Below are 25,651 nucleotides of genomic sequence, written 5' to 3'. Positions count from 1 at the left end.
TATACTAATAGGTAGCAAAATGCGTACCAAAACCACACATCAATCGCCTAGCCTGCACAATCGTATCAATAATTTCGATATCCTCAGGCTCATAATGGCAACATTAGTGCTCATGAGTCATGGCAGGTACATCTTTGGATTGCAAATAGAGAATCCAATGTTCCACCAGGCCGAAATTGCCGTGAATAGCTTCTTCATCATTAGCGGTTTTTTAATCAGCTGGAGTATCGATCGATCCTTCCAATTCAAGCAATATACAATCAAACGCCTAGCGCGTGTATACCCTCTGTATTTTGTTGTGATTACCGCTCAGCTAATTTTACTTAATTACTATAATCAGGATATTTTTAATCTCGGTGAAAATCTCAAATACTATTTTGCAAATTTAGCCACCTTGAATTTCATCAGCCCCTGGTTTGGCACGATGGTGAGCGAGCCCATTAATGGCAGCCTATGGACGATTAAAGTCGAGATTATGTTTTATGCCGCCATTCCCATTTATATATGGTTTTTAAAACGCTTTGGACTCCCTTGGCTTTTCTTTAGCTTCGCCTGTGCCTTTGCTTGGCGCTTCGGCTTGGAAGATATCAACATCCAATGGGCGCGACAAATTCCAGGGTCGATGGCCTTCTTCATTGCGGGAAGCACGGCTTACTTCTATGGCCCTCGCCTGATCCAGCGCATTCAGCAAAATTGGCGCCTGCTCGTGCCGATACTCGCCATTTTATCGGTTATGATCGCCGCCGCATTTGAGAATTACTACGCATGGCGCTTGCTTTACATCTTCATGCTAACCGTCGGTATTTACATCGCGGCCTTCAAACTTCCAGCGCTGCATTTACGCTATGATATCTCTTACGGCATTTACCTTTGGCATGTTCCGGTTTTTCTCACTTTGCGGCATATTGAGTTTTATGCATCACAGCCTATGATGGCTTATGTACTTGGAAGCTTAGTGATAGCAGCGCTATCCCTTGCATCGGCTATCCTTATTGAGTTACCCATGATACGTTGGGCAAGTAAACGAGCGAAAGCTATCGGAACAAAAACATGAGACAAATCGCACAAAATTATAAATCCGGCAAAGTAAGTTTAGAGGATGTCGATCCGCCAGCCGTCAAAGCAGGAACCATTCTCGTTCGTTCGCATTATAGCGTGATTTCGCCTGGAACCGAGGGCACAAAGATTAAAGAGGGTAAAATGAATTTGGCGCAAAAAGCCAAAGCGCGCCCGGATCATGTCAAAAAAGTTCTCTCGTCTGTTCGCCAGCAAGGCTTACTTTCCACCTATCGCAAGGTGATGAATAAACTCGATTCCTTAAGCCCGCTTGGCTATTCCGCAGCCGGTATTGTGGAAGCGGTAGGCCGCGGAGTCGAAGGATTTGAAGTCGGCCAACGCGTTGCTGTTGCGGGTGCTGGCTATGCGAATCATGCTGAATTTAATGTAATCCCCTCTTCACTTGTGACACCTGTGCCGGACGATGTGGCACTTGATGAAGCCGCCTTTATGACTATCGGGGCGGTATCGCTCCACGGATTCCGCCAAGGCGATTTACGATTAGGCGAAACCGCCGTTGTCGTCGGTCTCGGCCTTGTGGGGCAATTATTGATTCAGTTCTTACGCGCCTCTGGTATTTCCGTTATCGGCGTTGATCTTGATACTGCACGCTGTGAGCAAGCAATGGAAATCAGTGATGCGACCCTTGCTGGAAAACCAGGCGAGGCATTACTTGAAGAAACTCTGATGCGTCTCACGAACGGCAATGGCGCTGATTGCGTTTTCCTAACGGTAGGTAGCGAGAGTAACGCACCACTCGAAGGAGCGCTTGATATGGTGCGTGACCGTGGTCGCGTCGTCTGTGTAGGCAAAACAAAGATGGATCTCCCTTATGGTGAATGTTTCGGCAAAGAGATTGATTTTCACTTTTCTCGCTCTTACGGCCCAGGGCGGTATGACCCAAATTACGAAGAAAAAGGCCAAGATTATCCGATCGGCTATGTGCGCTGGACAGAGGGCCGCAACCTCGAAGCCTTTATTGATTTGCTACAGCAGAATAAGCTAAATATCGCGCCTCTTATTACCCACCGCTTTGCATTTGATGAAGCTGTCGATGTGTATGAGAAGCTAAATGATAATAGCCTGCAAGGCATGGGCTTATTGTTTGAATATGGCGAAGAAGCGGAAATGAAACATGCCGCGCCCACGCTCAGCCAGACCTACTCCGCCAAAGAGAGTATCGGCATTGGCTGCATCGGCGCAGGTGCTTATGCCAGCAGCATGCTATTGCCAAATTTGAAAGCACATAAGAAAGCACGGATGGAAGCAGTTGCAAATGCGACGCCTCTCTCGGCAAAAAATGCGCAGGACAAGTTTGGATTCAAACATTCTGGCACCGATTACAATGCATGGATTGGCGAAGATGCCGTCGATGCAATTATCATCGGTACGCGTCATGCCAGTCATCCGCATTTTGTATGTGAGGGGCTACGCGCAGGCAAAGCCGTATTCGTCGAAAAGCCACTCGCCGTTGATTATGAAGGCATGCAGAAAATCGAAGAAGCGGCGCGTGAGAGCGGCAATATTCGCCTCCACGTCGGATTTAACCGTCGCTTCTCGCCGATCATGCAGGATATTAAGAAGCATGTAAGTGGCCCTCTATCGATGCATTACCGCGTGCATGCCGGGCGTATTGATAAAGCCAACTGGACACATGACAAAGAAGAAGGCGGACGTTTTATTGGTGAGGCAGGGCACTTCCTTGATGTGTTCACCTACCTTACCGGTAGCAAACCGATTCGCGTTTCTGCCAGCCGTTTGGGTGGTCAAGATGCACTTGCTGAGGATGCGGATAATCTGGCCGTGAGCATCACTTATGCCGATGGCTCTATCGCTACGTTGCAATATGTCATTCATGGCGGCGATAAACTACCTAAGGAGCATTTAGAAGTTTCCGGCGGGCATCAAAGCTTCATCATGGATAATTTTGAAACCCTCACCCATTACCAGCAAGGTAAAACGGCGAAGATCAAAAAAGGCTATGGCAATAATAAAGGCCAAAAGCAGCAAATGGATGCTTTCGTCACAGCATTACTCAAAGGTGCAAATATGCCAATTTCGCTAGAGTCACTTTATGATACGACAGAGCTAACCATCGCCGCCGTCGAAGCAGCAACCAGCAATCAAACCCTCACTTTAGGCGACGATGTCGACAACACTTGACCAATTACGCGGCTGGTATGCGTCCTCGCCGCCTTCAGTAAAGCGCTCGCTGGGCAAGATTATCGCCCTGTTACCGGCTGATCTAAAATACGGAAAAACCGTCACCAACTTGCATGATGATATTGCGCGCGCCAAACAGGGTAGCGCGTTCGTGCAAAAACGCCGCCTCGCAAGTTTACGCGAGTTAATGAGTTACGCCGCAAAAACGCCTTATTATCAAGCGCAATTTACCAAGGTCTATGGTGGCTTGCCCGATATTGATAGCTTCACGTTTGAGGATTTGGCGCGTATGCCCATTCTCACCAAAACGGAGATTCGTAAAGACCCTGAGGCCTTCCTCGCCAAGCCGAAAGACATGACGGATGTGGCCTCCACCAGCGGAAGCTCTGGCCGCCCCCTCACCTTCTATCTAGACAAGAACCGTAGTGCAAAGGAGTTCGCCTATATCTCCTCCTTCTGGGCGAATATTGGCTTTGATTACCGCACCGATAAACGCGCCGTACTACGTGGCGTGCATTTCGATAATGTCGATGAGAAGCCTTGGCAATATGATGCGGCGCTTAAAGAATTGCGCCTTTCGCCTTTTCATTTAACGCCTGAGAATATGGAAATGTTCATCCAACTGATGCATGATCATAAGGTCGATTTTCTGCATGGTTATCCGTCGAGCATTATCGTATTTGCCGATTATATTATCCGTGAGAAACCGGAACTCCCAGCCTCACTAAAAGGGATTCTACCGGTATCGGAGGCCACTCTCCCACATCAACTTACGCGATTCAAACAAGCTTTCCCCCAATGTCAAATTACCAAATATTATGGGATGAGTGAAAAAGTTCTGATTGCCGGACAGGTCGGCGATAATGCAGAGATCTACGATTTTGAACCGCTCTACGGCCACGCAGAATTGATCGATGGCATTGGCCAACCCGTCTTAGAACCGGGCCTTACTGGACGCATCATCGGCACGGGGTTTATCAGTATGGCCATGCCATTGCTGCGCTATGATACGGAAGATGTCGCGGATTTACGCCATCTTGGTACGGCTGAAAATAACTACCGTTTCCGCGTGACTCATATCCGCGGACGTTGGGGTGAGGAATATGCACTCGGCAGCAATAACGAGCTGACCTCTATGTCGGCCATTAACATCCACTCGACGGAATATAGCAAAGTGCATGTCTTCCAGCTACATCAGGAGGTTCCAGGCGAAGTGACGATCAAGGTCATCCCCAAACCCGATATTACCGCTGAAATGCTGCAACCTTTTTGCGAAGAGATTCAAGTGAAAGTCGGTGATAGCATCAAATTCACGCTAGAGCTGGTGGATGATATTCCGTTCAATACCGATAACGGAAAACGCAAATTCATTGATCAAAAGATCGACCTCAAACCTTTCATTCAACGCGCGGAAGACGGGTGAGTAAGGATATTCATATCCTAATGGCCGCGCCCGGTAAAGGTACGGGTAAAGGCGGAGTCGTTCGCCAAGCACAGTATTTGGTGGGAGAAGCTGCCAAGCATGACGATGGTATGCGCTTTTCATGGCTATCCACCCACAGCGCCAATAAGCTATGGCCAATTTACTTTATGGGCACGCTGTTACGGTTCCTATGGTTAGCGCTCACCGATAAGCCCGATACGATTCATCTTAACATTGCCAGCAAAGGCAGTTTCTATCGCAAATGGATCTTATTCCGCTTCGCACAATTTTTTAACATTAAGCATATCGCACATCTGCATGGAGGCGGATTTTCTGACTTTTACGAGAATGGATCAACAGCCACGAAGCGCCGGATCGAACACCTCTTCACCACCGCCTCATCCGTTATTGTACTGGGCAAAATATGGAAAGCCTTTGCAGAAAAGATTGGCGTGAGCGAGGCGAACATTCATCTTATCCCGAATGCTGTCCCCACCCCGCGAGAAGCCAGCAAAGGCGGCGGTGACATCCCACATATTATTTTCGTCGGGCATTTATTGCCGCGCAAAGGCGTGGGTGAGTTGATTGATGCATTGGCAGCGTTAAAAGACATCCCTTGGCGCGCAACCTTGGCAGGTTCCGGCGAAATGGAGAGATACCAAGAGCAGGTCAAGAGTACTGGATTAACGGATAGAGTCACTTTCGCTGGCTGGCTGGGTGATAGTGCTCTCACTCAGCTCTACCAGGAATCAGATATTTTGGTGCTGCCATCGCATATCGAAAATCAACCCCTAACTATCCTCGAAGCCATGGCGCATGGATTGGCCATTATTTGTACCAATGTGGGAACCGTGAAGGAAATTGTTAACGAAGATACGGCCATTATCATCGAATCGTCAGAAATAGCCCCCCCCCTCAAAGACGCCTTAATTACCTTCCTCGAAAACCTTGAAAAACGGCAGAAAACTGCGCATCTGGCAAGGACCAAACACCTCGAATTTCTGACCCTAGCTCGATACTATAGTGATTACTGCACAGGACTATTTAAACTAAGAGTATAAAGATATATAAGCCTATGTTAACTATTTTACTGCATAATATTAAGATAGATTAATAAAGAGGGCTTGTACACTTATGTCAATTACAGTTACCGGATTTGGAAAAAAGAACGTCGATGGCGTCAGTGGTAATGAGTATATTTGGGAGATTGAGAATACTGGCGGTACTGATGTTACTTATACTTGGACAGCGGTAGGCGGCGAAACCGGCACTATCTTAATAAAGGCAGGTGCTCTGAATCACCTTTATACGGATACGTTAGATGATATTACCATCACCGATGGCGCAACGACCATCGCATCAGGTACCTTTAATGACATTACGGCTCCCGGTACTTATAAACTCGGTACAGCAGCTAACACATTCTACGGTCATGAAGGTAACGATAAAGTGAATGCCCAAGGTGGCAATGACTATCTTGAAGGTGGCTTAGGCAATGATACCCTCCTTGGTGGTGGCGGTGTCGACACTATTTACGGTGGCGAAGGAAACGACTCAATACGCGGCGGTGGCGGCTCTGATATCGTTTACGGTGATAATGGCGATGACATCCTTGATGGTCAAAATGGTAATGACTATATTTATGGTGGCGCTGGTGCAGATACAATTACCGGTGGCGCTGGTACTGACGTTTATGTTTATACGACCACAACCGATTCAACCAGCAGCGCATCGGATGTGCTAACCGATTTCGTCAGCGGCGAAGGGATTAGCCTTGCCGCACTCGGCATCACCGGCATTGGCGCTGGCAGTGATAAAATTACAATTACCGATGATGGTACCGATAGCACCATCTCGCATAACAGCTCTAGCTTCCAAATTATTGTCCAAGGCATTACCGGCATGAATGCGGGACATTTCATCTTTGATGGTGTAACCGGCCCGACCGAATTTGCCGATACCTTAGTTGGCACCACGGACGATGATGTGATTGACGCGCTCGGCGGTAACGATAGCGTGACCGGCCTAGCTGGATTAGACAGCTTCATCGGTGGTGACGGCAATGATACGCTTGATGGCGGCGATGGCGCAGATACGCTTAATGGCGGCGCAGGTAATGATAGCCTCATTGGTGGCGATGGCATCGATAGCATCCTTGGCGGCAGCGGCGCAGATACGATCGATGGTGGCGCAGGCAATGATATCATCATTGCAAATGGTAGCACGGACGTTATTTCGGGCGGAACCGGCGACGATAACATTAATGCCGGTGGCGGTAATGATACCATTAACGGTAACGCAGGTAACGATACGATGCTAGGTGGCAACGGTACGGATACGTTCGTGATTGATGCCAATGCTGGCGATGCGGATGTGATCCTATCTTTCGATCCAGCAAGCACGCCTGATACCGTTGACTTAAGCGCTTTTAGTGACCTGTATTTTGACGATATCGTCAGTCAAGTCGGCGCGCATGTAGTCGTCACCCTACCGAATAGCCAGACACTGACTTTCTATAATGTGAATCTCGTGGACTTTAGCGCAGCTAATTTCGTCAATATGAATGCAGGAACTAACCCAGTTGCTGGCCCAACGCCAAATGCGGATACGCTTGATGGTACTTCTGGAGCCGATACGATTGATGCCCTAGGCGGTAACGATGTTGTCAATGGCTTAGGCGGAAACGATACATTGGACGGTAATACCGGTAACGATACCCTTAACGGTGGTGACGGTAACGATGCTCTAAACGGCGGCGCGGGTGATGATATCCTAACCGGTGGTGCAGGTAACGATACCATGACCGGTGCTAGTGGCTCTGACACTTTTGTGATCGACAGCAATGGTGCAGATGCAGATACGATCAATGGTTTTGATACGAGCGTTAGCACAAGCCAAGTGGATTTGAGCGCATGGGGTGGAAGCCTTTATTTTGAAGATCTAAACCTGAATCAAGTCGGTGCTCACTCCGTGTTAGATTTTGGTAATGGCCAAACGCTTACCTTCTTAAACACCACCGCAAATGATTTCACTATCGACCACTTTATTGGTGTTCAAGCGGGTAGTGACCCAAGTGTTTCAGGTCTTGTGATTGAGGGTACCGTGGGTGACATTGCGGTCGCAGACCGTATCACTTCAATTAACCTTGGTGACTTTGAGGTCGCTGATTTTAACGGCGATGGCACATTAGATATCCTCACGCAGAATGGCTCTTACGGTGATGGCCTTGTATGGCTAAACGGCACAGATATGAGCGTGAACCGCGTCACTTCATTCGATCTTGGCAACCATAAAATTGCTGATGTAAACGGCGATGGCACCCTTGATATCGTCACGGACCTTTACGGGGGCGCTGGCTGGTATAATGGCGCAAACCCAAGCGAGTTTAACCGTATTACCTTTAATGGTGTGGGTGATTTTGAAGTCGCGCATGTGAATAATGATGGCATCTTAGATGTCGTGGGTAATCAAGGCACGTATGGTAATGGTTCGCCGCTCGTAGGCGCGCTTTGGTATGATGGCTCCACTGGTGCAAGTAATCGTATCACTTACAATGATCTTGGAGAAAATTTCCAAGTCGCTGATATTGATGGCGATGGCGCGGTTGAATTCCTCTCGAATGATGGCACATACCAAAATGGTATCGAGATTAAAGGTCTCACTTATTATGAAATTGATGGCACCCACTTACGCCACACATTCTCAGGTGATTCTGGCTTTACTGTGGGTAACTTTGATCTTGATGGTGGCCTAGAAGTCCTCATGCAAGATTCTGTTTATGCAAGTGGCGCAGTCGCCGCTGGCCCCGTCGTATTCCAAGGCGCAAACCAAGGCACACGCTTTACTTATAATGACCTCAATATTTTCGGTCATGGTGATGTAACAGGCGATGGCTCGGAAGAAGTCTTCAGCAGTGGCGGTAGCTTCAGCAACGGCACTGCAATTCCCGGCATCATCCAATATAACCCTGACGGTTCTTTTGAGCGTATCAGTTATAGCGAAGCAGATGTTCTCGAAGTGGCGGATTGGGATGGCGATGGTACAGGCGACCTTCTCGTATCAGGCGGCGTATTTGGCAACGGCCTCGTTCACCTAGAGACAGGTGTCGGCAATAACGATATCCTAACCGGTGGCGGCAACGCAGATACGCTTATCGGTGGCGGTGGCGATGACACCCTAACCGGCAGTGCCGGCAATGATGTATTCCAGTTCGGTAACGGATTTGATAATGACACAGTGATCGATTTCTCAAACGGCAATAACACTCTGGCCTTCTCTACCGTATCTGGCATCAGCATCGCAGCCGACGTCCTAAGTGCTGCAGCGGTGGTAGGTAGCGATACCATAATCACCATCGCGGGCGAAGGAACCATCACCCTCGATAACTTCACAGGGCTCGATGCTTTAGATATCTCTATCTTCTAACAAATAACACTAATGCTTTAAACTCTCGCCCGCCTGGCTCATGTAGCTTGGCGGGCGATACATTTTTGTAAGTAATTTAAGCAACAGCCATATAAAGCGGCTATTTGTCACCGCATAGCGCTTCCACATACGACGCGGTTCTTGGATGATGCGGTACAACCATTCCAATCCTCTTTTTTGCATCCACTGGGGGGCGCGCGTGACAAAACCAGCAAACACATCCACCGAACCGCCAACACCCATGATGAATGGGATATCCATCATTTCCTTATAAGCCCCCATAATGCGTTCTTTATGCGGAGACGAAATGGCGATGAAGAGGCAATCAGGCTTGGAATCACGTATCGCTTCCATCACCTGCTGTTCATTCTCACGGTCATAATAGCCATGCTGAGTACCGGCAAATTCGAGTACTGGGTATTTGGCGGTTAAATTTTCGACTGCTTGTTCAAGTATCTCGGGCTTAGCACCTAGAATATAGGGTCGATAGCCTTTTTCAGCGCAAAATTTGAGTGTGTTATCCATCAGATCAACACCAGCGACGCGCTCTGGAATATCAAAGCCCGCCATACGCGCACCCCAGACGACGCCCATCCCATCAATATTAATTAGGTCACTGCCGGATACATCGTGGTAAAGCGCTTCATCCTTCTGGCAATGCACCAATTTAGCGACATTGACGACTACATGCTGCAATGACTGCCGCTTCGTAATCGCCTGACCAATTAGGGCGAGAGTTTCTTCCATCGAAAGTGGGTCTAAAGAGCACCCAAGAAAAGAAATTCGCTTAGATTTAACCTCAGAGGGGATAAGAAAGGGGGTAAGACTACTCATGGTAGTAAACTGTTAGCAGCTTGTTTACTATTTGCAGCTATTAATTGAGAATATGACAAATTTACGCATCTTATCTGTGTTTGGCACCCGCCCTGAGGTAATTAAATTTGCCCCCGTGCTTAATGCACTACGCGCGAACCCCGGTGTGGAATCTATTATCGGCGTGACCGGACAGCATCGCGAAATGCTGACTCAAATGCTGAATCTTTGCGAATTAAAGCCTGACTTTAACCTCGACGTCATGCGCCCCAATCAAACCTTAAGCAGCCTAACTGCCACCGTTTTGAAAGAAATCGAACCAGCGCTGAAAAAACACAAACCCGACCGTGTGCTAGTACAGGGCGATACGACCACCGGCTTTGCGACGACCCTTGCTTGTTTTTATAGTGGCATTCGTGTTGGTCATATTGAAGCAGGCTTACGCAGTCACAATATCTACGCGCCTTACCCAGAAGAATTTAACCGCAAGGCCATTTCACTTTTGGCAGATATGCATTTCGCCCCGACCGAGCAATCAGCTGGCTATTTGCGTGATGAGAAGGTGGTACCTGAAGATATCTACATGACCGGTAATACCGTGGTCGACGCACTGCATTATTTCTCTAACTTATTGGACTCCAATGCCTCAATGCGCGCTGAGATGGAACAGAAGTTCTCTATGCTCGATAAGCGTAAGAAACTCATCCTTACCACCATGCATCGTCGTGAAAATTTTGACCTCGGCGTGGAAGTCGTCTGCAATTCACTCATTGAAATTGCCAATCGTGAAGATGCGGAAATCTATTTTCCTGTGCATTTGAATCCGAATATCCGTGGCCCTGTGCAAGAATTATTGGCGGACCACCCTTCTATTCACCTAGGCGATCCACTCGATTATCTTAATTTCATTTACCTCATGAACCGCGCTTATTTTATTATTTCTGATTCCGGTGGCGTACAGGAAGAAGGCCCTTCACTGAAGAAACCTGTGTTGGTTTTACGTGAACTAACGGAACGCCCTGAAGGCGTCACCGCAGGCGCTTGCAAACTCGTCGGAACAGACAGTACCAAAATCCTCCACGCGGCGACTGAACTATTAGATAGCGAAACCTCTTACCGTGCGATGCAGCAAGGTGAAAATCTATATGGCGATGGCCACGCTGCCACCCGCATTGTCGAACATATTTTAGAGCGCCACGGCGTTTCAACTACAGGAGTGAGTGATGTCAGAGCATCCATTTAGTACTATTTGTGTAATGGGCTTAGGCTATATCGGCCTACCCACTGCAACATTAATCGCCAGCCGTGGGCTGGATGTTATCGGCGTTGATAAAGTGCCGCATGTGGTCGAAACCATCAATCAAGGCAAAATTCATATTGTCGAACCTGATCTGGAAGGGCTCGTTACAAAAGTTATTAATGATGGCAAATTGAAGGCTTACGCAAACGCCAAGCCGGCGGATATTTTCATCATCACCGTACCGACTCCGATTAAGGAAGATAAATCACCGGATATGAGTTATGTCGATTCTGCGTTAGGGGAAATCGCCGAGCAGCTTCAACCGGGGAACCTCGTCATTATCGAATCCACCTCCCCTGTTGGCACAACGCAAGATGCGGCGGAGCTTTTAGCCGCCAAACGCTCCGACCTCACCTTCCCGCACACGCATGGCGAAGAAAGTGATATCCGCATCGCTTATTGTCCAGAGCGAGTGTTGCCCGGACAAATCATTACGGAACTCATGAATAACGATCGCATTATTGGCGGCATGACCGCGAAATGCGCCGAACTCGCCAAACGATTCTATCATGTCTTTGTTCGCGGCGACTGCCATATTGGTAGTCACGATACCGCAGAGCTGGTGAAGCTTTCTGAGAATGCTTACCGCGATGTGAATATCGCCTTCGCCAATGAACTTTCCAATGTGTGTCAGCATCATGATATTGATGTGCATCAAGTCGTCCAATTTGCGAATTTGCATCCGCGTGTGAATATCCTCAACCCGGGCCCTGGTGTCGGCGGACATTGCATTCCGATTGATCCATGGTTTATTGTTGACCGTGCACCGGATGTGACTCCCCTCATCCAAACAGCTCGACGCATTAACGATGAGCGTCCGCACCAAACCGCTCGTATTGTGCTGGATCACCTTAAAGAGCACCCCAATGCAAAAATCGCATGCCTAGGTCTTGCCTATAAACCGAATGTCGATGATCTGCGCGAGAGCCCTGCCATTGAAATTGTGCATGATTTGGTCAAAGAATATAGCAAAACGCTCTATGTTTCAGAACCGCATATTCAATCCCTACCTGACTCCTTAACAAAATACCCTAATGTAAAACTGACCGATGCCCTTTCAGCCGTCAATGAAGCAGATATTATTGTGACATTAGTGAGTCATCGTAGCTTTGACTACATCAGCAAAGATGCAATGAAAGATAAGATTTTATTAGATTTCTCAGGTGTTTGGAAGAAATAAGCTTAACGGTTAGCGCTAAGGTTACCCTTATTTAAACTCTCATGCGCAAATAGAGCCAACAATTTACCTAAAATGCCAAAGAATGATCATAAAAGATTAACCTTTCTGCTCCATAATCAGATTATACGATAACAGAGCAACTTAGATTCGAGACAGAAAATGGCAAACGGACAAGTATTAGAAAAAACCTCATACCTTGAATCACTCGCCTTAGGCGCTTTTTCATGGAGCGACCTAAAACGTGCAGTCGAAACAGCAAAGCGCCCCCCTAGTTTGACAATGCGCTTCACTAAATCATTTATTGATACAGCTGCTGTCGTTGCTTCCACTCCCTTTATTATTCCTGTTTTTGCCGCGATTGCCATTGCCGTGAAACTCGATAGTGAGGGCGATATCTTCTTTAAACAAACACGTACCGGCCTTGATGGAGAAACGTTCGAGATTTATAAATTTCGCACAATGACTCAAGATGCTGGTCAAGAGCGTGAGGCAAGCCAGAGTCAAGAGAATGACTCTCGTCATACTCGTGTTGGCCGTTTCTTACGCCGCGCTAGCTTGGATGAGCTACCTCAATTAATTAATATTGCTAAAGGTGAAATGTCGCTAGTCGGCCCTCGCCCACATGCACGCTACCATGATAAACTTTTCCTTAATTCGGTTCCTAACTATCCGAAGCGCTTTCGTGTAAAACCAGGTCTAACCGGTTGGGCGCAAGTGAACAACTGCCGTGGCTTCATCGAATCTCACGAGCAAATTGCTAGACGCACCAATTTCGATAATGACTATATCGATCGCTGGTCTATGAAGAAAGAGATTGCAACACTGTTTAAAACAGTCTGGGTTGTGCTAAGCGCTGTAAACGCACACTAAGTTTAAGTCTTTCCAAATCTCTGCTACTTATAAGAGGAAATACAAACCTCTAGGAGCTTCCTTATGTCTACTTATCGCCCCCCTTACGAGGATTATGCTTTTATTTTGCACCACGTCCTTAAAGTGCAGGAAAAGCTGGCGAGCTACGAAGAAGAAACCGCTCGCTTCATGATGGAGACTGCCAGTAGCTTCGCAGAAAAAGAACTAACCCCGCTTTATAATGATACGAATGATAAACATTTGGCGGCTAATTTCACGATCGCTGATGGCACTAACTTTGGCGAAGTCACCCTGCCCCCTGGCTATAAGCAAGCCTATGACACCTTCATCGAAACCGGCTTACAAGGCATTGTCGCTGATCCTGCTTATGGTGAAATGGCCGTCGGCCAACCGCATATTGTGGGCGCCGTGATTGACGAGCTTTTGCATAGTGCTAATGGAGATTTCTCGCTCATCCCCACCCTCACCCATAGCGCCTATTTGGGCATTTACACCTATGGAACTCAAGCACAAAAACAGAAATACCTACCGGATTTAAGCTCTGGGGTTTCCTCTGGTATTATGGCGATGACGGAGCCCAGCGCAGGCAGCGATCTGAGTAATGCCCGCACCTTTGCCGAACCTCAGGCTGATGGCTCTTATCATCTATCAGGTCAGAAAATTTACATTTCCGGTGGGGATAATCACTACACAGGCGTAAGCGACACAGGTAATATCATCCATGTCGTACTCGCCAAGGTAAAGGATACTGAAACCGGCGAGATAGATGACCGTGTCAGCATGTTTATCAGCTCTAAAATTCTCGTGGATGAAAATGGCAATCGTACCGCCAATAGCCTCGGCCCTATCGGCATTGAACATAAGATGGGTATGGCCGGTTCGGCCACTTGCACCATGGAATATAAAGCCGCCAAAGGCGAGTTAATCGGCGAACGTGGCAAAGGTATCGCCACCATGTTCGCAGTAATGAATGAAGCACGCAACCATGTTGCTCGCCAAGCAATCGGCTGTGCAGAAGCGGCTTTCCAGAAGGCCTATTGGTTCGCCAGTGATGCACAAGCAGGTCGCCGTATGGGACGTGCCCAACCTGAGCCTATAAGCCCGGAGAAAGAAGCCGATTTAATTATCACCCACCCTGCTGTACGCAAATTACTGCTAAAAATGCGCAGCCAAATTTCGGGCGCACGCATGTTCCAGCTTGATACTGCCTTGCAGATGGATCTTGCCAAAGAATCCGAAGAAGCCGCCGCTTGGGTAAGCCTTATGACCAATATTGTCAAAGCGCATGTTACCGAAATTGGCAGCCAAGTAACCGATGCCGCGATTCAGGTTTACGGAGGTATGGGATTCGTTGAGGAAAGCGGCATCGCTCGCCATTACCGCGATGTGCGCGTGACCCGAATCTATGAAGGCACCAACCAAATTCAAGCCGTTACCTTACTACGTCAAATGAAACACCTGCCAGTCTTTATCACTAAAATTCAGCACTTTATTGATGTAACCTCACTCAAAGAAATCGCTACGCAGCTACAAGAGTCTCTGCATGCAGTTCAACGTGTTAGCGAAGCTCTCACTTCAGGTGATTACAATCATTTCGCCAGTGGTGCGGATGAGCTATTGGAACTGATGGGAATCGTGGCGCTTGGCTATTATCACGGGCTTTGCGCACAAGCAGCAAGCGAAGCGAAAAGCACCCCTTTCACCCAGACCAAGCTAGCCGATGCAAAATTTTATTACGCCCATATCCTCACCAATCATTGTGCATTGGAGAAACGTGCCCTCGCAGGGATTGATGCGCTTAATATGCCGAATGTTGCACTCTAACTAAGTTGCTTTCTGCTACCGTTCCATAGTATGACGGCTGCATGAGTAGCCGCGTCCTCCTGAGTTTAGAAGATATTGTCCTTAGCTTCGGCGGAAAACCGCTTTTTGACGGCCTCACCATGCACATAAATGAGCGTGAGCGCATTTGCTTAGTCGGCAAAAATGGGGTCGGCAAAACCACCCTCATGCGCATGATGACTCAGGATTTAGAACTCGATTCTGGAAGACGTTTTATCTTGCCCGGCACCAGCATCGGATATCTCGCCCAGAAGGTGAAATTCTCCCCTGATGATACCGTCAAAGAATTCGTCCTCTCCGGCCTCCCCACAGACCAGCAAAATGAAGAAAATGCCTATCTGGCTGATATGGTCATCGCACCACTCGGGTTAGATCCTAGCTCACTCATGCGCCCCCTTTCCGGCGGGCAGTTACGCCGCGCCGCACTCGCGCAAGCACTCGTGCAAGACCCAGATATTCTACTGCTCGATGAGCCAACCAACCATCTCGATTTACAAGCGATTGAATGGCTGGAGGGCTATTTAGGCGGCTATCACGGCGCACTAATTATCGTGAGTCACGATAGACAATTTCTCGCCAATGTTTCGCGCAAAGTCTTCTGGGTCGATCGGGGTAAACTGAAAGTTTGTCCCTTCGGTTACGCGAAATTTGAAGATTGGCTAGAAGAGCAAGTCGGACAAGAAGCACGCGAATTACAGAATCTACAAAAGAAGGTGCAAGCCGAACATGGCTGGACGCAAGGCGGCGTCACTGGCCGCCGCAAACGTAACGTCCGCCGCCTGCGCGAGCTCGGGAAATTACGCGACAAACTCAGAAGCGACAAAGCTGCGTACCGGCAACGCTCGCAAAAAATCTCGCTGGATGCACTGGAAACGCCGAACGCATCCAAGGTAGTCGCCGAATTTAAAGATGTTGGGAAAAGCTTTGAACGTGATGGTCATAAAACCAGAATTCTTGATGATTTCAATCACATGATCCTCAAAGGTGATCGGCTGGGTATCCTTGGTAAAAATGGCTCGGGGAAATCGACTTTCCTTAAAATGCTGACACGCGAACTTGAGCAAGATAGTGGTCATATTTTCCGCAGCAAAACGCTCGAGATTTCCTATTTTGACCAGAACCGTAGCGACCTCGACGTGAATAAAACGCTCTGGGAAACGCTCTGCCCCAATGGCGGGCAGGACGTATTTATTGGCCGTGGCGCAGATCAAACCAGCATCCATGTTTGCGGTTATTTAAAGAAATTCTTGTTCGACCCTGCCATTGCACGCGATAAGGTAGGCACACTTTCGGGCGGACAGCAAAACCGCTTACTCCTCGCTAAAATCCTAGCCAATCCCGGCAACCTCCTCATCCTCGATGAGCCAACCAATGACCTGGATATGGATACACTCGACATGCTGCAAGACATGCTGGCTGACTATCCAGGCACGCTCATTATCGTGAGCCATGACCGTGACTTCCTCGACCGCTCCGTGACCGAAATTCTCGCCTTTGAAGGCGATGCAGAAGTACTGAACGTGTTTGGCGGCTATAGCGACTATGTGCGCGAGATTTTAGGTCGTAAGCCGAAGCAGAAAGGCGAGAAATCTGGGAAGAAGGCGATCAAAACCTCTACGCCCGAACCACTCGATCCTATGAAAAAACCGCTAACATACGGCGAGAAGTTAGAACTTCAAAAAACTCCTGATGCGATAGAAGCCATCCAACAAGAGATGGAGAACCTTCAAATTAAACTGGATGATACCGGCCTCTATGAGCGCGATCCTAAAGGCTTCACACAATTGATTGCAGATTTTGATGCGATGAAGAAAGATTTAGGCGAAAGTGAAGCGCGCTGGCTAGAGCTCGAAGAACGTCAGATGAACACGCAATAATCGGCAATATTTATCTGCATCTACGCGAAGGACTAAGCATGGAAAAATTCACCCACCCCGATATTACTGCCAAAGGCGAACAGCGCGCTTGGGTAAACCTAACCAAGCTCGAAACCTTATGGCTCAATACCGGTACGCTTTGCAATATCGAATGCCAAAATTGCTATATCGAATCCAGCCCTAAGAATGACCGCCTGGTTTATTTAAAACTTGATGAAGCGCGCGAATATCTCGACGAGATTGAACGGGGAAACCTCGGCACAGTTGAGATTGGTATTACCGGCGGCGAACCCTTCATGAATCCAGATATCACCCCCATAATGGAACTGATCTTAGAGCGCGGATTTAAGCTACTCCTACTGACAAATGCGATGAAGCCAATGGAACAAAAACGCGAATCATTGCTCGGTTTACTGGCGCGCTTCGGCGATCAAATGACCGTACGCATTTCGGTGGATCATTTCACCCCAGCCCTGCATGAAGAAGAGCGCGGCGCTAGTACGTGGGAACCAATGCTAAAAGGCCTACAGTGGCTCTCCTCACAAGGATTCCATATTGATATTGCAGGCCGCACGCGTTGGGGTGAGGATGAGACCGAATTACGCGCAGGATTCTCCAACCTCTTCAATGTATTAGGCGTAAAAATTGATGCACAAGATAGCAAAAAACTCATACTCTTTCCGGAGATGGATGAACAAGCCGAAGTGCCCGAGATCACCACTGATTGCTGGGATATTCTAAAGGTAAACCCCGATAGTATGATGTGCGCAACATCGCGTATGGTTATCAAACGTAAAGGCGCGGATAAGCCAAGTGTTTTGGCCTGCACCTTGCTGCCTTATGATGATGAATTTGAAATGGGGAATACCCTCAAACAAGCCGCAGGAAGCGTAAAGCTCAACCACCCTCATTGCGCAAAATTTTGCGTTCTAGGCAGCGGAAGCTGCTCAGTTTAGCCAATCCAATAATCGAGATTGAGAGGGAGATAAATTCGATTGCTTCAGCAAGTCTTCGTACAAATTTTGTAAATCTTCAGCCGTATCCACATCTTGCTCTTCAGGTAAAAATTCTACTTCAATCTCATATTTAGCAAGCTGCGTCACTAACTGCTCTAATGTTGAATCCTGGCTATATTCTACCGCCAACCAAACTTCTTGAGGGATTTCGATCGCAGCGGCAAAGAGATAAAAACCGCCATCCTCGCACGGGCCAATAATACATTTCTGCACAGAATTCGATAAGGCTTCCGCAGCCCCCTCAATAACCTGTGGCGAAAGCTGCGGACTATCCGTTCCCATCAGCATCGCCGCACCATATTCGTGTTTCAGCTTACAATAAACCTGATGCAAACACTGACCTAAGTCGCCCTCACCTGTCCAAAAACAGTCAAGATTCTTCCATTGCGGATGATTTATTCCAGCCTCTTCTGCCACCGCCCAATATGCAGTAATAGAAGCTGGCAAAGCCTGTACAGTCGCTTCCACTGCCTGCACACTTAAAGCATAAAACTCCTTTGCTTTTTCCACACCAATACCGGCAGCGAGGCGCGTCTTTACCGGTGAAACTTCTGCCGTTTTTGCGAAAATCCCGAGCCCTAACTTCATGCGGACAACCTCTGTTTCCACCCTAAATATTGGTGCATCATAGTGGTTCTAAGCCAGCCATTTTTCACATATTTTCGAGCACTTGTTTTAAGGGTCGCACCCACGGGCGATACGCCCACTCCTGCCTTATGCGTACGAATGACGAACAGGTTATCTTCACCATATTCAACATTCTCAGGATAACCGCCCAATTCTTCAAATAACGATCTTTTAATGCATAAACCCTGATCGCCAAAAGGGTTACTAAACAAGCGTGAACGCAGATTAGCCCCCCATGCATTGAGCTTCATTAGAAGTGAACCATCTGCAAAAGCTAAATCGAAATAAAGTAAATGCTTAGGGTACATTTTGATAGCTTGATTGAGTTTTGCAAGCGCATCATCAGGCAATTGCGAATCTGCATGCAAGAACCACAAATACTCGCCCGTCGCCTTTGCTGCTGCGACATTCAGGCTTTTCGCGCGGGTCCCTTCTTGCGATAGAATCACTTCACCATCTTTGGGTAACGAGTCGAGTAAAGCTTCATGCTGCGTTTCATTCGGCGCCAGTGGAATGATGATAGAGAGACTCACCATACCTTACGCTTGCAGCACTTCCATAAGCTCCCGCTTCGCCGCTGGAATTGCATGTACTGGAGTCAATAACGCCATTTTCAAGCTCTCGCGATACTCTGCATTTATCGGTGGAAGATCTGAATCCAACAAAGCCAAAAGCAACTTCTGCACTTGCTGTAGGCTTTCACCGTAACGGGCGATAATATCGGCAACGCTGGCATGTTGGCTTGGGTCTTCCATCCAACAATCATAATCGGTAGCGATACCAATGGTGGCATAACAAAGCTGCGCTTCCCGCGCGAGGAACACTTCGGGCACATTGGTCATACCGACTAGATCGCATCCAGCACTGCGCAAAAAGCAGCTCTCCGCTTTGGTGCCTAAACGTGGACCATCGACACAAGCGTACGTTTTACCCATATGTAACGTTAGCCCAAGTTCGGTGGCTTTACCGGCGATCCATTTTGTCATATTCGCACAGGTTGGTTCAGCTGTGGAGACATGCGCCGCCACGCCTTCGCCGAAGAAAGTACGTTCGCGATTACCCTTCACCCAATCAAAATATTGCGATGGAATGGCGAATTCACCCGGATGAATTTCTTCGCGCAAACTTCCCACAGCGGATAGGCCGAGTAGCTGCTTTGCACCCAATGCTTTAAGCGCATAGATATTCGCACGGTAATTAAGCTCATGCGGCAAAAGCTCGTGATGCGCGCCGTGACGAGGCAAAAACAGCAACTCATGCTGCCCATACTTAACCTTCGCAATCGGTGCCGATGGCTTGCCAAAGGGCGTCTTCACTTCCACCTGCTCCATCACTTCAAAGGCATCAATATGGTAAATGCCCGTACCACCAATAATGGCTAGCATTAGCAGCAAGCTCCGCTAACCGTGGGTTCCGTGCCTGCAAGTGCCGGTGAACAATCGAACGCACCATAATGGGTAGAACGATCTCCCTCCACACGGAAATGCTGGCCGTAATGGGTTTCCGAAAGCATCTGCGCAGTGTTGCCGCAAACGGGAACCGGTTGTCCAGTTTTGAAAAAATGGTGATCATCCAATGTGAAGCCATGCGGCGAGCCTTCAATCGTGCCGTTATAGTAAGCGACTTGACCGTAATCTTCGCAAAGATCTTCAAAATCGCATTTGAAGCTGCGGATCGTGAGGGAATAGAAATCGATCATGCCAGCCTTGCGCACGACCTCTGGATCGTGCAACTCAATTGGCCCGCTATCGACAACACGATAATCGACACAGCCAACATTACGCAACATTCGACGGAAATCTTCAACATAAAGCGCGCCACTCAAACACTCACCGAAGAGCACAGAATCATGAGTTAGCGCTTCTGGCACACGACGGCCAGTGAAGACATCCGAAAAATACAACTCGCCGCCCGGTTTGAGGATACGGAAGATTTCAGCGAAAACCTGTTCTTTGTTTGGCGAAAGATTGATCACGCAATTAGAAGTCACCACATCAACCGAATTATCGGGAATTCCAATGGTTTCCAAATCTTCGATATAGCCTTTATGGAATTCGACATTGGGCTGCTTAAAGCCAAACTTATCCATGTGCCAACCGAGCGTGCGGCGCGCCACTTCGAGTTGGTTATCGGTCATATCCACGCCGATCACTTTGCCCGATTCTCCAACCAACTGCGAAAGTAAATACACATCACGTCCGGTACCGCAGCCTAAATCCAGCACGGTTAGTCCTTCAATCGCAGGGGGGATGGGTGAGCCACATCCGTAGAATTTCGATTGCACTTCCTCATGAATATTAGCCATAAAGGGACGCAAACGTGCAGGCATTGCATCAATCGGACAGCAAGCGCTTGTGAGCAAATCTTCCTTCGTCTTTAGCACTTCGCCGTAATATTCTTTGACGCTTTCGGTAATTTTCATGATCTCTCCTTCATTCGCCCTATGCCTATAGCACATTATGCCTTATCGGCGCCAGCGATGGAATTTCCCCACCAAGTTAAGCGCCCATTGCGGCGCATGCGCTTTCTTCCATTCACCGGCGGCAAACTTATTCGCCTCCGCTAAAGTCGGATAAATATGGATGGTGCCGAGAATCTTATTCATACCGAGACCGTGCTTCATTGCCATCACATATTCAGCGATCAAATCACCTGCATGCGTACCAACAATCGTCACACCGAGAATCTTATCTTTACCCGGTTTCGTCAACACTTTGACAAAACCATGCGCTTCCGAATCCGCAATGGCACGATCCAAATCGTCAATACCGTAGGTCGTGACTTCGTAAGGAATATTTTGCGCTTTCGCATCTTTCTCGTTCAGCCCCACACGCGCAACTTCAGGATCGGTAAAAGTCGCCCAAGGGATCACGCTATAATCAACTTTGAACTTTTTAAAGGGTGCAAACAGCGCATTAACGCTCGCATACCACGCCTGATGCGCCGCCGTATGGGTGAATTGATAAGGCCCCGTCACATCGCCACACACATAGATACTCGGGATGTTCGTTTGTAAAAACGGGTTGGCCTCCACCGTTCGATTCTCACGCAATTTAACGCCTAATTCTTCCAAACCAAAATCAGAGATATTAGCGGCACGACCAAGCGCAATGATGACTTGATCAAACTTAACCTCCACCTCTTTACCTTCATGCTCGCAGATGACTTTACCTTTTTCGAATGCCTTGGCTTTATGGCTAGTGAGGAGGGTAATGCCATCTTTCTCAAATTTATCGACAGCGAGTTCAATCACCTCCTCATCCTCACGAATCAAGATCTGTGATGCCATTTCAATCATCGTGACTTGTGAGCCCAAACGTGCGAATGCTTGCGCCATCTCCGCACCGATAGGCCCGCCGCCAAGCACGGCGAGGCGTTTGGGAAGTTCTTTCAAATCCCATAAAGTGTCGCTAGTGAGATAGTCGATATCCTTTAAGCCCGGAATTGGTGGCACGAGAGGACGCGCACCCGTCGCCACGATAATCGCACGCGCAGTGATTTTCTCACCATTAATTTCGACCGTGTGTGGATCAAAAATCTTCGCCTCTCCTGTATAGCAATCGACACCTAATTTCGTATAGCGCTCAATAGAATCATGCGGCTCGATCGCCTTCACCACATCCTGTACGCGCTGCATTACATCGGCAAAGTCAAACTCGACCTTTGTACTTTTAAAACCGAACTCCTGCGCACGTTTGGCATAAGAAAGCATCTTGGCGGAACGCAATAGCGCTTTACTCGGCACACACCCCGTATTAAGGCAATCACCGCCCATTTTGTGACGTTCAATCAATGCTACTTTTGCCTTCACTGCTGCGGCGATATAGGAGGAAACTAACCCAGCAGAACCACCCCCAATCGCGATGAGGTTATAATCATATTTAGACATCAGATTTTTTTCTTTCGTAAAAAATTGAGTGCCTTTTTCGCAATCAAAGGGAATAACCCCAAAGCAACAAAAGCGGCGATTAAACTTGGCGAGGCGATATCGGAGAGGCTCGTCACTTTACCAAGCTCCGTGCCAGCGTAAACATAGGCGACCGTCCCCGCGAGCATCCCTAATTGACTGACCCAATAGAAGGTAGAGGTCTTTATCGGCAACAACGCCATAAGTACGTTAATCACAAAGAACGGCACTACTGGCACCAAGCGCAGCGCAAAGAGGTAAAAGGCACCCTCTTTTTCGAACCCCTCATTAATCTTCGTCATGTGCTGGCCGTATTTCGCCTGAATCGAATCTCGCAAAAGAAATCGCGCCATCAGAAAAGCTAACGTCGCACCGATAGAGCTGGCGAAGCTGACCATAATCAACCCGCTCACAAAGCCGAATAAAGCGCCCGCAAGTAGCGTAAGAATGGTCGCAGCTGGCAAGGAAAGTGCCGTCACCATGACATAAACTCCACCAAAAAGCGCAAGGGTGAACGCTCTATTCTCAGCGTAGAATAGCTTCCAGCCTTCACGCTGAGCTTTAATATTGTCCAACGTAAAATACAGCTGAAGGTCAAACACAAAGAAAGCAGCTATCGCCGCAGCGATCAGCAATACCATTAAAAGTTTCAATAATTTTTGTCTCGTCATGCTTATTCATTCGCTCCCAAAAGAGAAAGCATTACAGAGAAAGCCACTCAAAGGAATGAGTTTCTTTGCTATAAGGTAACACTAGGCCCGCAGAAAAATCAAACTAAGTTGAATCAGCTTGGCCAACCTTAAACCTCAACTTACAAGAATATAGAGTTCAGACTTCGCGCTTCAAGTTGGCTTTCAGCGCCAAGAGATAACTCACCAGATAGGCGCTGCCAATGATCATCGAAGGAGTGATCGTCTGCCAAATATCAGGCGTGCCTGAAATATAATGTGCGCCGTAGCTAAAGAGTGTGACCGAACAAAAGCTGCAAACATAACCGATAGCTACTCCACGCCGCCCGCCGCCAGAGCGCAAGAAGACCCAACGTGCGAAAAGGGTAATCACGAGCGTCACTGTGAAAGAGGTGGCCGCTTGCACGAGCCCTGCACGCAGCCAAACATCTGTCGCATGCTCAGAATTCGCATAGGCCGCCCAGCCGCCATAAACAAAGGCCGCCGCAATCGAGTTAAATGTAGGGGAGAGAATCATTACGGCGTTATTCCTACGCTAACTGCAAAACATTACAACCTAGAATATACTAAAGCGCCTAATGCTTCGCCGCTTGGGAAATACCGATACCGGTTTGCGCACGGATATATTGTGCCTCAAATTTCTCACGGTCAAGCGTAGCTTGCGCTGACTTATCCGTAATAGAGAATAACCAAATACCGACAAAGGCCGCACTCATAGAAAATAAAGCCGGGTATTTATACGGGAAGATTGCTTCCTCAAAACCGAATACCGCGACCCACACCACAGGGCTAAGCACCACCAGCCCGATGGCAACGAGTAAACCTGCGGCGCCTCCGATGAGCGCTCCGCGTGTGGTCAGCTTCTTCCAATACATGGAGAGCAACAGAACCGGGAAGTTCGCGCTCGCCGCAATGGCAAAGGCCAGCCCCACCATAAAGGCGATGTTTTGCTCTTTAAATAAAATGCCCAAACCAATCGCCGCCATTCCTAAACAAAGCGTCGCAACTTTAGAAACCCGCATCTCCTTCGCTTCATCGGCGTCGCCTTTTCTGAACACATTAGCGTAAAGATCATGCGAGATTGCCGAGGCTCCTGCGAGTGTAAGCCCCGCCACCACGGCCAAAATCGTTGCGAAAGCTACGGCAGAGATGAAGCCCAGTAGGATGTTACCCCCCACCGCCTCGGCCAGATGGATCGCCGCCATATTATTGCCGCCAATCAAACCGCCTTCTGCGGTAAGATAGGCAGAATCCGTACCCACAAGCACAATTGCGCCAAATCCGATAATGAAGGTAAGAAGGTAGAAATACCCGATAAATCCAGTCGCATAAAATACCGAACGACGCGCTTGTGTGGCATCCTTAACCGTAAAAAAACGCATCAGGATATGCGGCAAACCGGCTGTTCCGAACATCAAAGCTAACCCTAAGGAGATCGCGGAGATGGGATCCGACACTAACCCGCCGGGCTGCATAATAGATAACCCATCTGGATGCACCTCCACCGCTTTGGCAAAGAAAAGCTGGAGATCAAAATTAAATTGCTGCAATACGAGGAAAGCGATGAGAGACGCACCAAATAGCAGCAAAACAGCCTTGATAATCTGCACCCAAGTGGTCGCCAGCATCCCGCCGAACGTGACATAAAGGATCATCAACGTGCCGACGATGACCACCGCCGAAAGGTACGGTAACCCGAATAACAACTCGATTAGTTTCCCTGCCCCCACTACTTGTGCGATGAGGTAGAGCAATACGGTGATCAGCGACCCACAGGCTGACAGCACACGAATAGGTGCTTGTTTCAAACGATAGGAAGCCACATCTGCAAACGTATAGCGGCCCAAATTACGCAAGGATTCGGCGATAAGAAGCAACACAATCGGCCAACCAATCAGGAAGCCGATAGAATAGATTAAACCATCAAAACCCGACGCAAATACCAACGCCGAAATCCCCAGAAAAGAAGCAGCAGACATAAAGTCTCCCGAAATGGCCAAGCCGTTCTGGAAGCCAGTAATGCCTCCACCAGCGGTATAGAAAGAGGCGGCGGTTTTAGTCCGGCGCGCGGCCCAATAAGTGATGCCTAACGTCGCTCCGACAAATAGTACGAACATGATGATGGCGGTCTCGTTCAACTCATGCATGATTATTGCTCACTCAACTTTTTTTGAATTTCTTCCACCAACGGCTCAAGGCGCTGGTTCGCAAGATACACATAATAACCGGTGATCATAAAGGTCAGTAGGATCATCCCAAAACCCGCATAGATGCCTAAAGAGATAACACCCTGCCCCACCGAGGCACTGAGTGATTCCGGCGCGAAAGCAATCGTTAAAATAAAGGCAAAATAGACGATCACGGTCAAAAAAAGCAGCGGCCAAACCAGCCTACGCCGCTTCGCAAGCAATGCTTGATATTCCGGCATTTTTGCAATCGATTTATAATCGTAATCAACCATCG

The 25,651-nt window shown here is 48.2% G+C and carries 21 protein-coding genes; 11 read left to right on the top strand and 10 right to left on the bottom strand.

Translation table 11 applies throughout. The annotated features are described in order from the left end of the window. Positions 1-19: 19 nt before the first annotated feature. The 5 genes from P8P30_05415 to P8P30_05395 all read left to right on the top strand — a co-directional run bounded on the left by P8P30_05415 (position 20) and on the right by P8P30_05395 (position 9,067). On the top strand, positions 20-1,054 hold the full coding sequence (locus P8P30_05415; protein MDG1286989.1) for an acyltransferase: 1,035 nt from the start codon (positions 20-22) through the stop codon (positions 1,052-1,054). Beyond that, complete coding sequence (locus tag P8P30_05410; protein ID MDG1286988.1) at positions 1,051-3,219, top strand: bi-domain-containing oxidoreductase; 2,169 nt, start codon at positions 1,051-1,053, stop codon at positions 3,217-3,219. Before P8P30_05415 ends, P8P30_05410 begins: the two co-directional genes overlap by 4 nt. Continuing rightward, positions 3,203-4,642, top strand: a complete 1,440-nt coding sequence (locus tag P8P30_05405) for a hypothetical protein (GenBank protein MDG1286987.1) — start codon at positions 3,203-3,205, stop codon at positions 4,640-4,642. The genes P8P30_05410 and P8P30_05405 overlap by 17 nt, the downstream gene beginning before the upstream one ends. After that, positions 4,639-5,703: a glycosyltransferase family 4 protein gene (locus P8P30_05400; GenBank protein ID MDG1286986.1), complete on the top strand. Its 1,065-nt coding sequence runs from the start codon at positions 4,639-4,641 to the stop codon at positions 5,701-5,703. Before P8P30_05405 ends, P8P30_05400 begins: the two co-directional genes overlap by 4 nt. Before the next feature lie 73 nt (positions 5,704-5,776). Next, entirely contained in the window at positions 5,777-9,067 is a 3,291-nt protein-coding gene (locus P8P30_05395) for a calcium-binding protein (GenBank protein ID MDG1286985.1), read from the top strand. Positions 9,068-9,076: 9 nt separating this feature from the next. Here the strand turns inward: P8P30_05395 and P8P30_05390 are convergent, their stop codons facing one another. Continuing rightward, positions 9,077-9,814, bottom strand: a complete 738-nt coding sequence (locus P8P30_05390; protein ID MDG1286984.1) for a WecB/TagA/CpsF family glycosyltransferase — start codon at positions 9,812-9,814, stop codon at positions 9,077-9,079. Between the two features lie 139 nt (positions 9,815-9,953). Here P8P30_05390 and wecB point away from each other — a divergent pair, with 139 nt between their 5' ends. From wecB to P8P30_05360, 6 genes are all read left to right on the top strand, one after another. Then, positions 9,954-11,123: a UDP-N-acetylglucosamine 2-epimerase (non-hydrolyzing) gene (gene wecB, locus P8P30_05385; protein ID MDG1286983.1), complete on the top strand. Its 1,170-nt coding sequence runs from the start codon at positions 9,954-9,956 to the stop codon at positions 11,121-11,123. Then, positions 11,104-12,360: a UDP-N-acetyl-D-mannosamine dehydrogenase gene (wecC, locus tag P8P30_05380; protein ID MDG1286982.1), complete on the top strand. Its 1,257-nt coding sequence runs from the start codon at positions 11,104-11,106 to the stop codon at positions 12,358-12,360. Before wecB ends, wecC begins: the two co-directional genes overlap by 20 nt. A 159-nt stretch (positions 12,361-12,519) precedes the next feature. Continuing rightward, on the top strand, positions 12,520-13,230 hold the full coding sequence (locus tag P8P30_05375) for a sugar transferase (GenBank protein ID MDG1286981.1): 711 nt from the start codon (positions 12,520-12,522) through the stop codon (positions 13,228-13,230). Positions 13,231-13,293: 63 nt separating this feature from the next. Next, positions 13,294-15,054 carry an acyl-CoA dehydrogenase gene (locus tag P8P30_05370; GenBank protein ID MDG1286980.1) on the top strand — a complete coding sequence of 587 codons (1,761 nt, stop codon included), beginning with the start codon at positions 13,294-13,296 and terminating at the stop codon, positions 15,052-15,054. A 41-nt stretch (positions 15,055-15,095) separates the two neighbouring features. Further along, complete coding sequence (locus P8P30_05365) at positions 15,096-16,949, top strand: ABC-F family ATP-binding cassette domain-containing protein (GenBank protein ID MDG1286979.1); 1,854 nt, start codon at positions 15,096-15,098, stop codon at positions 16,947-16,949. Between the two features lie 38 nt (positions 16,950-16,987). After that, positions 16,988-17,905, top strand: a complete 918-nt coding sequence (locus tag P8P30_05360) for a radical SAM protein (protein MDG1286978.1) — start codon at positions 16,988-16,990, stop codon at positions 17,903-17,905. On the opposite strand, the gene P8P30_05355 is transcribed toward P8P30_05360, so the two are convergent. From P8P30_05355 to P8P30_05315, 9 genes are all read right to left on the bottom strand, one after another. After that, entirely contained in the window at positions 17,897-18,553 is a 657-nt protein-coding gene (locus P8P30_05355) for a glycosyltransferase (GenBank protein MDG1286977.1), read from the bottom strand. The genes P8P30_05360 and P8P30_05355 overlap by 9 nt on opposite strands. Beyond that, positions 18,550-19,128, bottom strand: a complete 579-nt coding sequence (locus P8P30_05350) for a glycosyltransferase (protein ID MDG1286976.1) — start codon at positions 19,126-19,128, stop codon at positions 18,550-18,552. The genes P8P30_05355 and P8P30_05350 overlap by 4 nt, the downstream gene beginning before the upstream one ends. A 3-nt stretch (positions 19,129-19,131) precedes the next feature. Continuing rightward, entirely contained in the window at positions 19,132-19,977 is an 846-nt protein-coding gene (locus tag P8P30_05345) for an MTAP family purine nucleoside phosphorylase (GenBank protein ID MDG1286975.1), read from the bottom strand. Next, on the bottom strand, positions 19,977-21,014 hold the full coding sequence (locus P8P30_05340) for a methyltransferase domain-containing protein (protein MDG1286974.1): 1,038 nt from the start codon (positions 21,012-21,014) through the stop codon (positions 19,977-19,979). Before P8P30_05340 ends, P8P30_05345 begins: the two co-directional genes overlap by 1 nt. Positions 21,015-21,056: 42 nt before the next feature. Next, positions 21,057-22,481, bottom strand: a complete 1,425-nt coding sequence (locus tag P8P30_05335; protein MDG1286973.1) for an FAD-dependent oxidoreductase — start codon at positions 22,479-22,481, stop codon at positions 21,057-21,059. Continuing rightward, positions 22,481-23,170, bottom strand: a complete 690-nt coding sequence (locus P8P30_05330; protein MDG1286972.1) for a TVP38/TMEM64 family protein — start codon at positions 23,168-23,170, stop codon at positions 22,481-22,483. Before P8P30_05330 ends, P8P30_05335 begins: the two co-directional genes overlap by 1 nt. 157 nt (positions 23,171-23,327) lie before the next feature. Beyond that, positions 23,328-23,705, bottom strand: a complete 378-nt coding sequence (locus P8P30_05325; protein ID MDG1286971.1) for a hypothetical protein — start codon at positions 23,703-23,705, stop codon at positions 23,328-23,330. 58 nt (positions 23,706-23,763) lie between these two features. Beyond that, positions 23,764-25,335, bottom strand: a complete 1,572-nt coding sequence (locus P8P30_05320) for a cation acetate symporter (GenBank protein ID MDG1286970.1) — start codon at positions 25,333-25,335, stop codon at positions 23,764-23,766. Between the two features lie 2 nt (positions 25,336-25,337). Beyond that, positions 25,338-25,649 (bottom strand): DUF485 domain-containing protein, encoded by a 312-nt coding sequence (locus P8P30_05315; GenBank protein ID MDG1286969.1) that lies wholly within the window; start codon positions 25,647-25,649, stop codon positions 25,338-25,340. Positions 25,650-25,651 lie beyond the last annotated feature (2 nt).

The sequence above is a fragment of the Rickettsiales bacterium genome (assembly GCA_029252805.1).
GTDB lineage: Bacteria > Pseudomonadota > Alphaproteobacteria > Rickettsiales > JALZUV01 > JALZUV01.
Note: the sequence above shows the minus strand (reverse complement) of the source record. Positions and strands in the feature narration are given on the sequence as shown.

What these genes read in the sequence shown, in the direction of transcription:
- P8P30_05370 (MDG1286980.1), top strand. Translation starts at nt 13,294, where the DNA reads ATGTCTACTTATCGCCCCCCTTACGAGGATTATGCTTTTATTTTGCAC.
- P8P30_05315 (MDG1286969.1), bottom strand. Translation starts at nt 25,649, where the DNA reads ATGGTTGATTACGATTATAAATCGATTGCAAAAATGCCGGAATATCAA.
- wecC (MDG1286982.1), top strand. Translation starts at nt 11,104, where the DNA reads ATGTCAGAGCATCCATTTAGTACTATTTGTGTAATGGGCTTAGGCTAT.
- P8P30_05330 (MDG1286972.1), bottom strand. Translation starts at nt 23,170, where the DNA reads ATGACGAGACAAAAATTATTGAAACTTTTAATGGTATTGCTGATCGCT.
- P8P30_05395 (MDG1286985.1), top strand. Translation starts at nt 5,777, where the DNA reads ATGTCAATTACAGTTACCGGATTTGGAAAAAAGAACGTCGATGGCGTC.
- P8P30_05340 (MDG1286974.1), bottom strand. Translation starts at nt 21,014, where the DNA reads ATGAAAATTACCGAAAGCGTCAAAGAATATTACGGCGAAGTGCTAAAG.
- P8P30_05365 (MDG1286979.1), top strand. Translation starts at nt 15,096, where the DNA reads ATGAGTAGCCGCGTCCTCCTGAGTTTAGAAGATATTGTCCTTAGCTTC.
- P8P30_05320 (MDG1286970.1), bottom strand. Translation starts at nt 25,335, where the DNA reads ATGCATGAGTTGAACGAGACCGCCATCATCATGTTCGTACTATTTGTC.
- P8P30_05405 (MDG1286987.1), top strand. Translation starts at nt 3,203, where the DNA reads ATGTCGACAACACTTGACCAATTACGCGGCTGGTATGCGTCCTCGCCG.
- P8P30_05375 (MDG1286981.1), top strand. Translation starts at nt 12,520, where the DNA reads ATGGCAAACGGACAAGTATTAGAAAAAACCTCATACCTTGAATCACTC.
- P8P30_05390 (MDG1286984.1), bottom strand. Translation starts at nt 9,814, where the DNA reads ATGGAAGAAACTCTCGCCCTAATTGGTCAGGCGATTACGAAGCGGCAG.
- P8P30_05325 (MDG1286971.1), bottom strand. Translation starts at nt 23,705, where the DNA reads ATGATTCTCTCCCCTACATTTAACTCGATTGCGGCGGCCTTTGTTTAT.
- P8P30_05350 (MDG1286976.1), bottom strand. Translation starts at nt 19,128, where the DNA reads ATGGTGAGTCTCTCTATCATCATTCCACTGGCGCCGAATGAAACGCAG.
- P8P30_05355 (MDG1286977.1), bottom strand. Translation starts at nt 18,553, where the DNA reads ATGAAGTTAGGGCTCGGGATTTTCGCAAAAACGGCAGAAGTTTCACCG.
- P8P30_05345 (MDG1286975.1), bottom strand. Translation starts at nt 19,977, where the DNA reads ATGCTAGCCATTATTGGTGGTACGGGCATTTACCATATTGATGCCTTT.
- P8P30_05360 (MDG1286978.1), top strand. Translation starts at nt 16,988, where the DNA reads ATGGAAAAATTCACCCACCCCGATATTACTGCCAAAGGCGAACAGCGC.
- P8P30_05335 (MDG1286973.1), bottom strand. Translation starts at nt 22,481, where the DNA reads ATGTCTAAATATGATTATAACCTCATCGCGATTGGGGGTGGTTCTGCT.
- wecB (MDG1286983.1), top strand. Translation starts at nt 9,954, where the DNA reads ATGACAAATTTACGCATCTTATCTGTGTTTGGCACCCGCCCTGAGGTA.
- P8P30_05415 (MDG1286989.1), top strand. Translation starts at nt 20, where the DNA reads ATGCGTACCAAAACCACACATCAATCGCCTAGCCTGCACAATCGTATC.
- P8P30_05410 (MDG1286988.1), top strand. Translation starts at nt 1,051, where the DNA reads ATGAGACAAATCGCACAAAATTATAAATCCGGCAAAGTAAGTTTAGAG.